This is a genomic window from Limnospira sp. (assembly GCF_051859755.1).
In the GTDB taxonomy this organism is placed as follows: Bacteria; Cyanobacteriota; Cyanobacteriia; order Cyanobacteriales; family Microcoleaceae; genus Limnospira; species Limnospira fusiformis.
On record NZ_JBIMLI010000132.1, the window covers coordinates 1 to 14,474 of the forward strand.

Below are 14,474 nucleotides of genomic sequence, written 5' to 3' on the forward strand. Positions count from 1 at the left end.
CTCCAAGGATTTGGGCCGCTTCCTTGGGTTTGACATATCTGGCAATAGGTTTATCCTCAACTCTTCTCGCTTATTATACCGTATTGCCCTAAAATGTTAACCTAATTTGAGATGAAATCATGCTCTCTCATTCTATCCTTAGCCACCATTCCCCTGAACTCGCTATGATATTACCTCAAAACCACCGTCTCGCCACCATTTTTCCGCTCAATATTGATTGCCGGCTTCCCCTTTATCCCCAAAACCCTAGCCACTTTTTCCGTGAAAATACCGACTTGACAGCAGATTTTAAGTAGACACTTACCCTCAACCACCTTTACATAATTTTCTCAGATTTTACAACATCTTTACACAACAAATATTGACATCAACACCTATCTTTAGCTATGCTGGAGGAAAGTTAAGCGACTTCAGCAACCCATAATTGTCTTGATTTTTTGATGGATTCAGACCCCGGCTATTAACTGTGAAATTCCCTCACCAACTGATTCTAAATTATAACTAACTATGAAAAAATTACTAACAACCATCGGCACCGTCTCTTTCTTGGTAGTAGGCTGGAGTGTGTCTCCCGCCGCCGCCTTTCCCCCTTGGGCAATGCCACCAGAAGAACCAGATGAGGAATTAATCTTTAATGGCGAAGTCCTCAATGATGACCAAACAGAGTTTGTCTATGATGTAACAGATTTCCTAGGAATTACCACCGAAGATTTACTCAATGATCCTAGCCAAATGGATGGCTTGCACACTGGCAGTAAACAAGAAATCAACAGAGACAGCTTCGGTGTCTTCCACAAAAACGGCTGTAGTGTGAATGCCGACTGCGCCTTAAAAGCCATTGGTTTAGGTCTCAGTCTCCAATGTATCGGTTCAGGTTACGATCCTGAAGCCTGGGCGAGATGTCTGAAAAGTCGAAATGAGGATGCTTACTATGCAGCCCTTGAGTGTACTTGGCAACAGTCCAACCCAAGTCAACCTTGTAATTTCCTCACCCACGGCGATACTGACAACACCTACGCCTGCAACGCCACTAACCCAGTAGCAGCATTGCGTCAGAATTCCGTAGAATTGCCCACCTTTTCCCAAAGCAGTCCATCGGAACGGGTATCCATTGATCTACTTTCCCAGGGCTAAATTGACCTCTGTTAGCAATCCTAACTAAGACCACAAAAAACAAAACAACCGGGCGCACAGTACAAACCTGTACTCTACGCCCCACAACACCTAACCAGCTATTTGTTCAACGTTGAGACAAACGCTGGTTTTGTTGATGATACATAGCAATCAGAACACGGGCTGGATCAACCCACCGATTACTATACTTGAGTCCCCAGTGCAAGTGAGGTCCGGTAGTTCTCCCGGTCATCCCAACCCGCGCAATTCTAGTCCCGGCTGCCACAATTTGACCTTTGCGAAGTTCCAGACCGCCGCCACGGTCAATAAAGTAAGTACCATTAGCATTACTTTGTACATGACCCTGAACGTGGCAATAGATATGTTCCCACTGTCCTGACTGGATAATAATTCCCGTGCCGCAGCGATTATCCTCCCAGAGTTCGACTACCTGTCCGCTCCACCAATTGCGGATATAACTCCCCATAGGTGCGGCTAAGTCTAAACCATAGTGAAACCCACCAGCACGATAGCCAAAAGGTGATGTATACTGCTGGAAATTTTCCACCGGAAAAGAAGCATTACCCCAATCGACCCCTACCGCTACTTGGGAGGCTGATGCCTTAGTTGCACCTATATCTAACTGTTGTCCCCCCCAAGGAATTAGAGTCAGACACACGAAACCGACCAGAACCCATAGCATTCGTTTCAGGAGGGTCGGACGCTTGAAAACTTGCAGGGGGTTGAGTTTTGCCATGATTATTGATTCCTCAATCACCAAAATCTATTAATGAATTACCGGATGCACCCACAAGGGTTATATTTAAATCAATTCCCGTATAGCACACATTTGATATTCTGCCACCATTAGGCATAAACAGAACATAATGTTAACTGATTATTTTTCATGGGCGATGGAAACCCCTGTTATATCGATATTTCTGGGTTGGTTCCCGTTGAATACAACGGCTATGGCTGGGACGGCGTTATGGTCGCTGGCATTAAGTTTGGGGTTTTCCCCCCTCAGTGAATTACTCATGGAAAAACTCACGGGTTGGCTAGATTGGGCTGAACGTCCCTTTTATGGGTCAGATGAACAATTTGAGGAAACGCGCACTAGCAGGGAGTCGGGAAATATTTTTTTTGCTTCTATCTTCAGCGTTGTACCGTTTCTAATGGTGGGGGGATTATTGAATTGGGGAGTTGAATTGGGGTTGGGACCTTCTTGGTCTATCAGTGTGGGAGTCATTGCGGCGGTTACCTGTGGGGTTTATGAGTTGGGGCGACGCGATAGCCAGCAAAATCGATAGCTTTGTTGATTTCATCTGGCGGCGCAGAGGATATCAACACACTGGGATAAACGGCGGTTCCCCATTGGGGATGAATTACGATGGTACAGGGTCCCTTTTGCAGAGAAAGGTTTAAGGATGTGGCGACAGTTAAAGCATCGCTATGGTTGATTTCTCCGGGTTGGGACAGCAACGGATAACCGCTGGGAGGGTAGATGATATCGGTCATCCATCCCTGGGAATTGAGTTGTTGGGCTACGGGTTGGGCGAATTCTAAAAAGCGATCGCATAATCTGTTTTTCTCCTGCTCAATGATATCATTAGTTGTGGTTAAGGGGAACTGCGATCGCTGTAAAAAAATCACTATCCAAATATCATCAGAGTGCCAATCTGGTAGAATCCGCCTTAAATTAGCGGCTACAAAAGCGGTGGGGGGATGGATGGAAATATCAGGCGATCGCACCTCGGTTATATTGTCGCTCATGGTAATTTGGGGGGAATTATGGCAAAAGTTAGATTTTGGTCACATTGAAGCTAAGAATCTCTTGATTGGCTTGGGATAATTTCTCAGTTCTGAGGGCTATGATAATGTATTGAATAAATCCTTGAGTTGCTTTACCATTTGATTGAATTATTGCGCCCAAATGCCAACTTCATCTACTCGGTTAGTCAGACCTGATTCAAATCACCTTCACCAGTTTTGGTAACAGCTTCGCCTTCTCTAGCCATCAAGTACATTCTGAAGCCCCTCCCCCAGGGGGAAAGGGGTGTAGACGCGCGGTGGCTTCTCCTGGAGTTGGCTGTATCCCATCATATCAAAAACTCCATGGTTCTACCCTCCGCTATTATGGTAATGGGGGGATATTGGCTGCATCTAATATTTTCGGGATGAGGTCTTCTCGTTTAACCGCCATAAGGTGAACACCTCGGCAAATTTGACGTGCAATTTGTACTTGTTCCGCCGCAATTTTAATGCCTTCTTCCAGGGGATGTGATGATTTTTCTAAACGGTGGATAATGTGGTCGGGGATGTTAACACCGGGAACATATTTGTTAATAAAAAGGGCATTTTTCGCGGATTTCAGGAGGAAAATTCCCGCCAAAATCGGTTTATCCGTATCAGAAGCGACTTGATTCATGAATTTATAGAGCCTTTCAAAATCCGTGATTAATTGACTTTGAAAGAAACAAGCCCCGGCTTTTAATTTGCGATAAAAACGACTTTGTAACCCGGAAAAACTGGGAGATTGGGGGTCTACTGCGGCTCCGGGAAATAGGTCTGTCCGACCATGGGGCAGCTTTTTATCATTCCAATCCATGCCATTATTTAGCTTATTAATAGCTTGTAATAGGCGCACGGATTCAAAATCAAAAACTGGTTTAGCATTAACATGATCTCCGGCTTTGACTGGATCACCTGTGAGGGCGAGAATATTCCTAATTCCTAGGGCGTGCGCTCCCAGGAGGTCTGCTTGTAAACCAATCCGATTGCGATCGCGACAAGCGACTTGTAAAATCGGTTCAATGCCATGATGTTGGAGAATGACGCAGGAAGCTAGGGAACTCATCCCTAAAACAGCCCGACTGCCATCAGTAATATTAACCCCATGGACGCGATTTTTTAGACCCCGCGCCATCTCGATCATGTGAGTCGGATCGCCGCCTTTTGGGGGTGCTACTTCGGCGGTGATCACAAATTCTTTGGGGTTCAAACAAGCAGTCCTAAATCGGTTCATTATGGCGGTTTTAGATGTAAAAATTAAAGGTAAATTCAGGGAGATTACAAAGGTTTGGAATAACCTAGGGCATCTTTAACGCGGCTTAAAGTTTGATTGGCTACAGCCTCGGCTTGTTGGCGACCTGTACGCAATATGGACTCTAAATAACCACGATCGCTCATAACTTCCTTGTAGCGTTCCTGAATAGGCTTGAGGGCGGCGATCGCCGTTTCCGTCAGCAGGGGTTTAAACTGTCCCCACCCCATATCTGCACATTCAGCCGCCACTTGTGCTTTAGTTTGGTTAGAGAGCAAAGCATATAGACTCAGCAGATTATGACATTCGGGGCGGTCTGGAACATCAAAAGCTAACCCTCGCACGGAGTCAGTTTTGCAGCGTTTAATTTTCTTAACGATCGCATCTGGGGGGTCTAACAAATTAATCCGGCTTAACTCGGAGGGGTCAGACTTAGACATTTTCCTAGTCCCGTCGGTTAAACTCATCACCCGTGCGCCTTCTGTGCGAATGAGAGGTTGGGGAATTTTGAGAATTTCCTGATCTGGTTGACCGAATAAATGGTTAAATCTGCCAGCAATATCCCGTGTCAGTTCCAAATGTTGTTTTTGGTCTTCCCCAACCGGAACGCGATCGGCATCATAAAGCAAAATGTCGGCAGCCATCAATACGGGATAATCCAATAAACCCGTACTGACATTTTCCCCCTGTTTAACGGCTTTTTCCTTAAACTGGATCATATCTTGCAGCCAGTTAATGGGGGTCAGACAGTTGAGAAGCCAGGTTAACTCACTGTGGGCGGAAATATGGGACTGTACAAAAATAGTTGAATCTTCTGGGTCGATACCACAGGCTAAATAAAGGGCTGCGATCGTGTAGGTATCCGCCGCCAGAGTCGCGGGGTTGTGGGGAACGGTGATCGCGTGTAGGTCTACCACACAGAAAAAGTTATCATACTGTTTCTGACCTTCTACCCAGTTGCGGATCGCGCCCAGATAGTTACCTAGGTGTAGGTTTCCCGTTGGTTGTACTCCTGAGAGAATTCGCTGCTTATCCATGATTGCTGCTGTGAACTTAACTTAAAACTCTATTTTAGACAATAGAAAGCGGGGTTTTGAACTGGATCAGCAATTGTACCAGAATTGTGGTCCTGTCCCCATAGACCCCATAGACCAGGTTCAACCCACTAGGCGGAGATTTTACCATAGTTTATTTGGGGGGTAGATATTTCGTTGGCAAATCTGGCAAAATGGAATTATAGGCGTTGATAATTTTTAGGGGTTCAGTCAACAGTATTTGATACGGGGGCGGGAATATAACTCTACACTGTGAATTTTCCGAGTTAATTTTTCCTAAGATGATTCAGACAGGGGACAAATCCAATGATTCCACAGATTTTAGCACGCTCAGACCAACTTACTACGGCGACTCCTAGGGAAAACTTGCTTTTCAAAATAGCTAACCAGATGGTTAATTTCGCTAATTTAAACACGATTTTTGATACGGTAGTCACGGAATTATCTGAGTTGTTGCAAAGCGATCGCACTTTGATTTGTCCGTTAGAAGCTGATGGTATCGTCCACATAAGGGCAGCATCTTTTAGTGATATTCGCACTGTAATCAGTCAGGAAGATATCGCGGAAATATTCTGGAAGTATCATGAATTGATCGACGAAGTAATGGCGATCGCTGATATTTATCAGACCCATCTAGGAGATGATTATATAGAATTTCTGGCTCGGCTGCAAGTGCGGGGGATTTTGATAGTTCCTATTTGGTTGAGTGGAGATATTTGGGGATATTTGATGGTTCATCAATGTAGCCATAGCCGGAACTGGCTACCAGAGGATATAGATCTGGTGAATATGATATCTGTAAATTTGGCGATCGCGATTCAACAAGCCACCCTGGTAGAAAAAGCACAAACTTTCAACTCCAATACACTCAATCCTCAATATTCGGAAGTCTCATTTCGTGCTTTACTTGCTAATCTTCCGGGTGCTATTTATCGCTGTGCTTGTGACGAGTTTTGGACGATGAAATTTATCAGCAATGCCATTGAAGATATTTGCGGTTATCGACCTGATGAAATCATCAACAATCGAGTTATCTCCTATAATGACATCATTCATCCTGATGACCAAAAAACTGTCACAGCCAAGATTTTACCGGCTTTATATGCACAGGAATCATTTATTGTAGAATACCGAGTTATTCATCGGGATGGTAGTATTCATTGGGTTTATGAAAAGGGGAGGGGTAAGTTTGATACTCAGGGAAACTTAATCGGTATTGATGGCGCTATTTTTGACATAACGGATCGCCAAAATACCGAACTGGCTTTACACCAGAAAACCGAAGAATTAGATAGATTTTTTTCTATTGCTCTGGATTTGCTTTGTATTGCTGATGTAGAAGGACGATTTTTGCGATTAAATCAACAGTGGGAAATCAGCTTAGGGTATCCGCTAGAAGAGTTAGAGGGTCGATTGTTTATAGAATTTGTGCATCCTGATGATGTTCAACCTAGCCTCGACCACATATCAAATTTATGCCAACAAAATTCGGTGCTTAATTTTGTGAATCGCTATCAGGCTAAGGATGGTTCTTATCGTTGGATAGAGTGGCGATCGACTCCTGTAGGCGATCGCATTTATGCAGCAGCGAGGGATATTACCAACCGCAAAAAAGCCGAAATTGCCTTACAAGAAAGTGAAGAACGTTGGCAATTTGCTTTAGAGGGAAATGGTGATGGCGTTTGGGATTGGAATGTAGAAACCAATCAGGTTTATTTCTCTCGACGTTGGAAAGAAATTCTAGGTTTTAGGGCTGAGGAAATTAGCGACAATCTTGAGGAGTGGGAAAAACTAATACATCCTGATGATAAACTGCAAGTTTTCGATATATTACATAAGCACCTAAATGGTGAAACGGAGCAATATATTAGTGAACATCGTATTAAGTGCAAAGATGGTCATTATAAATGGATTCTTGATCGGGGTCGGGTGATGTATCGCAGCCTCGACGGAAAACCGCTGCAGGTGATCGGGACTAAAACGGATATTAGCGATCGCAAAAAAAACGAACTAGCTTTAAAAGAGAGTGAAGAAAAGTTTCGTCAGTTAGCAGAAAATATCCATCAAGTCTTCTTTATTAATAGCGCTACCGGAGAAATGATTTATGTGTCTCCAGCCTATGAGGAAATTTGGCAACAAAGTCGAGATAGTTTATATAAAAATCCTAGTTCCTGGTTAATGTCTGTTCACCCAGAAGACCGTGACGGTATGGCTGAGGCTTTAAATAAGCAAATTAGTCTAGGTATTCCTTTTAATCAAACTTACCGAATTGTGAGACCAAATGGCTCAATTCGTTGGATTAATTGTCATGCTTTTCCGGTGCGAGACAACCAGGGAAAAATTTATCGATATACTGGTATTGCGGAAGATATTACCCATCGTAAAACCATTGAACATACTCTGCATAATCAACTACGAAAAACCCTAATTATTCAGAAAATAACCGACAATATTCGTCAGAGTTTAGATGTTCAAGAAATTTTTACAACCGCAGTCGAAGAAATTGGTAAAGCCTTGAAAGTAAACTGTTGTCTAATTCATACTTACCAAAAATATCCTTTGCCCCATGGAAATTTGGTAGCTAAATATTCTGAGCATCCATGTAATTTGCTTTGTGATTTAAAGGAATCAGTAACCTTTGATAATGACCCTTATATTAAATACTTAGTTGAGCAAGAACGGGCAATTTCCTACCATAAAAATGATGGCTTAATTAAGCTATCAGAAATCAAAATTACCTCTCCTTTGTGGCAAACCCATCAATCTTTTGAAGAGTCAGATAATCTTAAATCCATGTTGGCGATCGCCACTTTCTATCATGGTCAACCTAATGGTATTATTAGCCTGCATCAATGCGACCATAACCGAGTCTGGACTCTTGATGAAATAGAACTACTAGAAGCTGTAGCACGCCAATTAGGAATTGCGATCGCTCACGCACAACTACTCTCTCAAGAAAAGGAGCAACGCCAAGAATTAACTTATAAAAACATTAAACTTAAAAAGATGACTCAGGAAGCCAAAGCGGCTAACCGTGCTAAAAGCGAATTTTTAGCTAATATGAGCCATGAAATTCGGACACCCATGAATGCAGTTTTAGGCTTTACTGATTTATTACAATCTACAATTACCGACCCTAAAGCCACTTCTTATATTAAGGCGATCGCCTCTAGTGGTCGCACTTTATTAGCATTAATAAATGACATTTTAGACCTATCGAAAATCGAAGCTGGTAAATTACAATTACACTATGAACCCGTTAATATCCGCACCGTAATTAATGAAATCGAGCATATTTTTGAACAAAAAGCCAGCGAAAAAAACCTAAACCTAGAAGTTGAGGTAGACCCCAAACTACCCTATAGTATTATGACCGATGAAGTCAGGCTGCGACAAATTCTATTTAATATTGTCGGAAATTCCATAAAATTCACCGAATTTGGGTCAGTGAGAATCACAGCATCTTGTTCACAACTCAAACCCAATCATCCCTATAATTCTATTGACCTCAAAATTGCCATTACTGACACAGGTATTGGTATTTCTCGCGAAGACCAACACAAGATTTTTGACTCATTTACCCAAAGCGAAGGTCAAAGTAACCGCAAATACGGAGGGACAGGTTTAGGTTTAACTATTACAGAAAGGTTAGTCCATCTCCTAGGTGGTTCAATTCATCTGGAAAGCGAACGCGACCAGGGAAGCACATTTACCGTTGATTTACCCGATGTCAAAATAGCCACAGAAACCACAATATTATCGCCTCTAATAGCCCTTGATGAGAATTTACAACCATTTGAACCTGCTACTATTTTAGTGGCTGATGATGTCCGTTCTCATCGGGATTTACTAGCCGAATATTTCGCCAATACATATCATAAAATTCTCAGCGCCAAAGATGGAGAAGAAGCCATTAGGTTAGCCCAAATTTATCAGCCAGATATTATTTTTATGGACTTACGGATGCCTCGTATGGATGGACGAGAAGCCACCCAGTTTCTCAAACACAACGAACTCACTAGCCATATTCCCATTGTCCTATTAACCGCATCTCCCCAACATCGTAATGAACAAGATTTGCGGCAATTGTGCGATGGTTTTTTATCAAAGCCAGTGACCAAATCACAGATTGTGGCTGAACTCAAGAAGTTCCTAAATCATGCTGAATTAACCGACAAAATAGATGAACAGCCCTCAGAGAAAGTCTCCTTAAAACCCGTGAGATTAACAGAATTAGCCGCTAAATTGCGTCAGGAAGTAGAAGTGAATTTACCCCATTTACAAGAAACTTTAGTAGCCAGAGAGATTAAGCAATTTATGCAAAATCTAGAGATGTTAGCAGAGGAACATCAATCTACAGTTTTACTCGATTATGTGGAAACCCTCAAACAGCAACTTCAGGATTTTGATTGGGATAACATTCCTAAAACTGTGGCTAAATTTGCCGAAATTCCCGAACAGTTAATCAGAGACAATGGTTAATGGACAATTATCAATTATCCTTAACCCAAAAATAGCTTATAGGCAGGATTTTGATTTTCATCCCAATAGCGATATCCGAGGGTGTCTAAAAAATCTTGCCATTTCTGCATTTCCTGGGGGGGAACTTGCATTCCGACCACAATACGGCCGTAGTCTGAACCATTGTTGCGATAGTGGAATAAACTAATATTCCAAGTGTGACTCATAGACTCGACAAACTTCATTAATGCGCCTGGACGTTCGGGAAACTCGAAACGATATAATAACTCATCATGAGCCAGAGGAGAACGACCGCCTACCATGTGGCGCAAGTGCATTTTAGTTAATTCATCATCTGTTAAATCCATGGCGATTAAATCATGTTCTGCAAAGGTTTCCGTTAACTTTTGGGCATCTTCCCGGTTTTTAATTTGAACACCGACAAAAATATGGGCTTCTTTTTCGTCGGCAATGCGATAGTTAAATTCAGTGAGATTACGTTTTCCTAAGCAGTTACAAAACTTGCGTAAACTTCCCGGTTGTTCAGGAATTGTGACGGCAAAAATCGCCTCGCGCCGTTCTCCCAATTCGGCCCTTTCTGCCACAAATTGCAGACGGTCAAAGTTCATATTTGCGCCACAGGCTACAGCAATTAATGTACGATTGTGCATCTGTTCCCGTTCGACATAGGCTTTCATGCCAGCGATCGCTAATGCACCAGCCGGTTCTAAAATTGATCTAGTATCCTCAAACACATCCTTAATCGCCGCACAAATATCATCAGTTCCCACTAAAATAATATCATCTACATAAGTTTGACAGAGGCGAAAAGTTTCTTCTCCCACCTGTCGCACCGCCACCCCATCAGCAAATAATCCCACCTCGGATAATTTCACCCTATGTCCAGCTTTCAAAGATTGAGACATAGCATCAGCGTCAACAGGTTCCACCCCAATAATTTTAATTTCTGGTCGCAGTCGTTTCACATAAGCAGCAATACCAGAAATCAAACCGCCGCCTCCTATAGCCACAAAAATAGCATCAATAGGCTGTTGATATTGCCTTAATATTTCCATAGCAATAGTTCCCTGTCCAGCAATCACGTCTGGGTCATCGAAGGGATGAATAAAAGTTAGGTTTTTTTCGACTTCTAATTGGCGCGCGTAAGCATAGGCATCATCAAAGGTTTCTCCATATAAAACTACCTCCCCGCCTCTAGCTTTAACCGCCTGTACTTTCACATCTGGGGTAGTAGTTGGCATCACAATAATTGCCCTACTTCCTAGGCGACTGGCTCCCAAAGCTACCCCCTGGGCGTGATTTCCCGCTGAGGCGGCTATTACTCCCTGGGCGAGGCTTTCCGGGGTTAATTGGGCTATTTTATTATAGGCTCCCCGCAGTTTAAATGAGAACACAGACTGCATATCTTCTCGCTTGAGGAGGACTTGATTATTTAACCTTTCGGATAGTCTGGGGGCTAATTCTAGGGGGGTTTCCTGGGCGACATCATAGACCCGGGCGGTGAGGATTCGTTTTAGGTAGTCGGAGTGCATAACTTTGGGCAAAAGGGGAAAATTGCATGAATTTAGATTATACTGTACTTAGGTGATTCATGACTTGCTGATCAAACCAATTATTGCGATCGCGACATTCTGGCAAACTTTCGGGATAAGATTGGCAGTTTTTAAGATGCGATCGCCAATTATCCGTACCGCACAAAAATTTACTTTCATCAAATCGCTGATATAGAGTTTTTCCCAAGATTTGAATCTCCCGTTTTGGTTGCTTCCAATGAATCCCTGGATACATAGCAACTGGGTGTTTTAGGGTCAAAAATTTACTGGTAAATGGGAACGCTAAAACCTTACGTCCTAGCAGTGTTCCCCAATAGGCTCCGTGGAAAGAACTGGTTAAAATAGTTTCCCCTGAAGCCAAAAAACTAATAATTTCCTCAAAGTTCTTATCTTCATTAGTCATCCGAGGAAATGAATCAATTTTAATTTGAAACTTTTTGTGCGAAAATACTACAAAATCATGTTGTATCGAGTAGTCCTTATCAAAAACTTTATCCATGCAGCTCACACAGGGAACCCAATCATAGCCTTGGTTATAGTCTCTAATTCCCATGAGATTAAAATCTTTTAAATAAGGCTTATAGTCAAAATCACTACCATGATAAGATGAGGAATTATCACCAGAATTTTTAATTTTATAAACCTGCTGTCCGGCTCCCCATAAAATCAAACTATTACCATTTTTACCAGCTTGTAAACGTTGGAAATTGTGCAAAAAGCGGTCAAACATTAACCCACCACCACCAACGATCGCATGATGATTTAACAAACTTTCCGGGTCTTCTGGTGCTGGGGAATTATCCAGAGTCCGAATATCTCGCTTAATAACCTCATAACCCGGAAACTCAAAGTAATTGACTGGGGACGAGAACAAATCCCCAATATTCTTAGGGTCAATCACATGATAATTAACAATAGTTTTCATAGCCAATATCTGCTGGATAATTTCTCAAAAATCCTCATCCCACGCCAAGAGAGCGACCAAAAGCGATCGCTCTCCTTTCCCACACAAGTAATTGATTAGACCTTAGCTTCCTTAACCAAATTACTCCAACCCAAATCTTTCAGGTTATTGTTACGACGGAGGGGACGAGTCACCAACTCCAGAATATCACGAGCATTAGTAAACCCATGAATTTGAGCAAAAGTAAACTCAACCGACCACTTAGTATTAATACCGCGCGCCTCCAAAGGATTCGCATGAGCCATACCCGTAATTACCAGATCTGGCTGAAGTTCATAAATCCGTTGAATCTGATTATAATTATCCGGCTTTTCCATAATTTTCGGAGCCGGAACCCCCATTTCCTGACAGGTTTTTTCCAGTAGGTCTAACTCCGCCTTTTGATAGCGCTTATCCATATAAGGAATGCCAATTTCCGAGCAAGTCATCCCACAGCGAATCAGGAAACGTGCTAGGGAAATTTCTAACAAATTATCCCCCATAAAGAACACCGACTTACCCCGGATCAACTCAAGATAATCCTCTAAATTCGCCCAAATTTGAGCTTCTCGTTCATCTAATCCCTGGGGTTCAATACCGAATACAGAGCAAATTTTTTCAATCCAAGCTCGTGTTCCATCAGGTCCAATGGGGAACGGTGCGCCAATCAATTTACACTTACGACGACGCATTAAAGTAGTTGCGGTACGCGAGAGAAACGGATTCACTCCCGATACATAATAACCTTCTTCTAAAACCGGAAGTTCCGTATAACGCTTCGCGGGAAGCCATCCAGATACCTTAATCCCCTGTTTTTTCAACTCCAAACTGAGATTAGTTACTACCGGGTCGGGGAGAGAACCAAATAACACTAAGGGGGGATGGTCTACATATTCTGACTCTTCCTTAGTCACATCCTCATTTTTTTTGCCAAAACTCAGTAATTTCTGAATCGCATTGCGATCGCCTGAAGTCCCCGTAGTCGCATCTTTTTCAGGTTCTTTCGGACAGCGATTAGCCATCGCGGCTAGAACCGTATCTTCTCCCTGGGTAAAAGCATAATCTAAACCATTGGCTCTCGCCACCACAATAGGAATCCCAATTTCACCCTCTAATTTCGGAGCCAACCCCTCCAAATCCATTTTAATGATTTCAGTCGTACAGGTTCCAATCCATACAATTACACTAGGATTGCGATCGCGTTTAATTTGCAAACACAGTCGCTTTAATTCATCATAATCATTAAGTTGAGCCGAAATATCCCCTTCTTCTAACTCAGCCATTGCATAACGAGGTTCTGCAAAAATCATCACCCCCATCGCATTTTGCAAGAAATAGCCGCAGGTTTTTGTACCAATTACTAAAAAGAAACTATCCTCAATTTTCTGGTACAACCATGCCACACAACTAATCGGACAAAAGGTGTGATAATTACCAGTTTCACATTCAAAGTTAAGTGCTTCAGGTTGAGCAACAGTCATATATTTCTCCTTATAATTAAGCCAGTTTTCGTGTCATTTTTTAAGCTGTTGACACCCAGCCATTTATGAGATGACAACCTGGCAGAAATTTAGACATAATCAACTGTTGACTTTGGCTACTAACTTCCAAAATCATAATGAGTACACCAGCCTGTTAGATGTTAAGGAATGATTGACTTATTTAAAGTCTGATATTGAGATATCATCATCATTTGATTCGGTCAGGCTGTCCAGATCTAAATCAAACTTATCTGTATCTCCAGTCGTTACCTCTCCTAGCTCTTCTAAACTGATTTCCTCTAAATCTCCTAAGTCTCCTAAGTCTCCTAAATCGCCTAAATCGCTGTCGTCATCATTCAAGTCTCCTATATCTAAATCATCATCAGAGGAACTACCAAAGTCTCCTAAATCATCATCTCCATCTAGGCTAAGATCTAGCTCTCCGATATCATCTGAGGAATCATCTTTAAATGGATTACTTTCCTCTAAATCTAAATCATCCGTAGCTAGATCATCCCCAGCATCATCTAGGTCTAAACCTAAATCCATGTCATCGGTGGCTAAGTCATCCCCAGCATCATCTAGGTCTAAACCTAAATCCATGTCATCGGTGGCTAAGTCATCCCCAGCATCATCTAGGTCTAAACCTAAATCCATGTCATCGGTGGCTAAGTCATCCCCAGCATCATCTAGGTCTAAACCTAAATCCATGTCATCGGTGGCTAAGTCATCCCCAGCATCATCTAGGTCTAAACCTAAATCCATGTCATCGGTGGCTAAGTCATCCCCAGCATCATCTAGGTC

General features: G+C 42.5%; 11 protein-coding genes and 1 pseudogene. 4 read left to right on the forward strand and 8 right to left on the reverse strand.

From position 1 onward, the window contains the following. Window positions 1-119 precede the first annotated feature (119 nt). Together ACTIE0_RS18915 and ACTIE0_RS18920 are read left to right on the forward strand one after the other, a co-directional pair. The gene (locus tag ACTIE0_RS18915; RefSeq protein ID WP_157234438.1) at window positions 120-296 is read left to right on the forward strand and encodes a hypothetical protein; all 177 of its coding nucleotides are present in this window, start codon (window positions 120-122) and stop codon (window positions 294-296) included. A gap of 211 nt (window positions 297-507) precedes the next feature. Beyond that, on the forward strand, window positions 508-1,134 hold the full coding sequence (locus tag ACTIE0_RS18920; protein ID WP_006668366.1) for a hypothetical protein: 627 nt from the start codon (window positions 508-510) through the stop codon (window positions 1,132-1,134). A 106-nt stretch (window positions 1,135-1,240) separates the two neighbouring features. Here ACTIE0_RS18920 and ACTIE0_RS18925 read toward each other — a convergent pair whose 3' ends face one another. Beyond that, entirely contained in the window at window positions 1,241-1,870 is a 630-nt protein-coding gene (locus ACTIE0_RS18925; RefSeq protein ID WP_006620192.1) for a M23 family metallopeptidase, read from the reverse strand. Between the two features lie 130 nt (window positions 1,871-2,000). Here ACTIE0_RS18925 and ACTIE0_RS18930 point away from each other — a divergent pair, with 130 nt between their 5' ends. Next, on the forward strand, window positions 2,001-2,423 hold the full coding sequence (locus tag ACTIE0_RS18930) for a hypothetical protein (RefSeq protein WP_006620193.1): 423 nt from the start codon (window positions 2,001-2,003) through the stop codon (window positions 2,421-2,423). Here the strand turns inward: ACTIE0_RS18930 and ACTIE0_RS18935 are convergent. From ACTIE0_RS18935 to trpS, 3 genes are all read right to left on the reverse strand, one after another. After that, a complete protein-coding gene (locus ACTIE0_RS18935; RefSeq protein ID WP_006624169.1) occupies window positions 2,371-2,886 on the reverse strand; it encodes a methylmalonic aciduria and homocystinuria type D protein in 516 nt (171 codons plus the stop codon). The genes ACTIE0_RS18930 and ACTIE0_RS18935 overlap by 53 nt on opposite strands. A gap of 361 nt (window positions 2,887-3,247) precedes the next feature. Beyond that, entirely contained in the window at window positions 3,248-4,138 is an 891-nt protein-coding gene (locus ACTIE0_RS18940; protein WP_006624171.1) for a methylenetetrahydrofolate reductase, read from the reverse strand. Between the two features lie 44 nt (window positions 4,139-4,182). Then, window positions 4,183-5,193, reverse strand: coding sequence for a tryptophan--tRNA ligase (gene trpS / locus ACTIE0_RS18945; RefSeq protein ID WP_006624172.1), 1,011 nt, complete (start codon window positions 5,191-5,193; stop codon window positions 4,183-4,185). 324 nt (window positions 5,194-5,517) lie between these two features. Here trpS and ACTIE0_RS18950 point away from each other — a divergent pair, with 324 nt between their 5' ends. Continuing rightward, window positions 5,518-9,693 (forward strand): PAS domain-containing protein, encoded by a 4,176-nt coding sequence (locus ACTIE0_RS18950; RefSeq protein WP_006668367.1) that lies wholly within the window; start codon window positions 5,518-5,520, stop codon window positions 9,691-9,693. A gap of 20 nt (window positions 9,694-9,713) precedes the next feature. Here the strand turns inward: ACTIE0_RS18950 and ilvA are convergent, their stop codons facing one another. The 4 genes and pseudogenes from ilvA to ACTIE0_RS18970 form a co-directional block, all read right to left on the reverse strand. Next, entirely contained in the window at window positions 9,714-11,225 is a 1,512-nt protein-coding gene (ilvA, locus tag ACTIE0_RS18955; protein ID WP_006668368.1) for a threonine ammonia-lyase, biosynthetic, read from the reverse strand. Between the two features lie 37 nt (window positions 11,226-11,262). Further along, window positions 11,263-12,171: a polysaccharide pyruvyl transferase family protein gene (locus ACTIE0_RS18960; protein WP_006624175.1), complete on the reverse strand. Its 909-nt coding sequence runs from the start codon at window positions 12,169-12,171 to the stop codon at window positions 11,263-11,265. A 95-nt stretch (window positions 12,172-12,266) separates the two neighbouring features. After that, window positions 12,267-13,670 (reverse strand): ferredoxin:protochlorophyllide reductase (ATP-dependent) subunit N, encoded by a 1,404-nt coding sequence (locus tag ACTIE0_RS18965; RefSeq protein ID WP_006624176.1) that lies wholly within the window; start codon window positions 13,668-13,670, stop codon window positions 12,267-12,269. A 177-nt stretch (window positions 13,671-13,847) separates the two neighbouring features. Continuing rightward, window positions 13,848-14,474 (reverse strand): annotated as a pseudogene (locus ACTIE0_RS18970) (DUF5331 domain-containing protein); the annotation flags it as partial.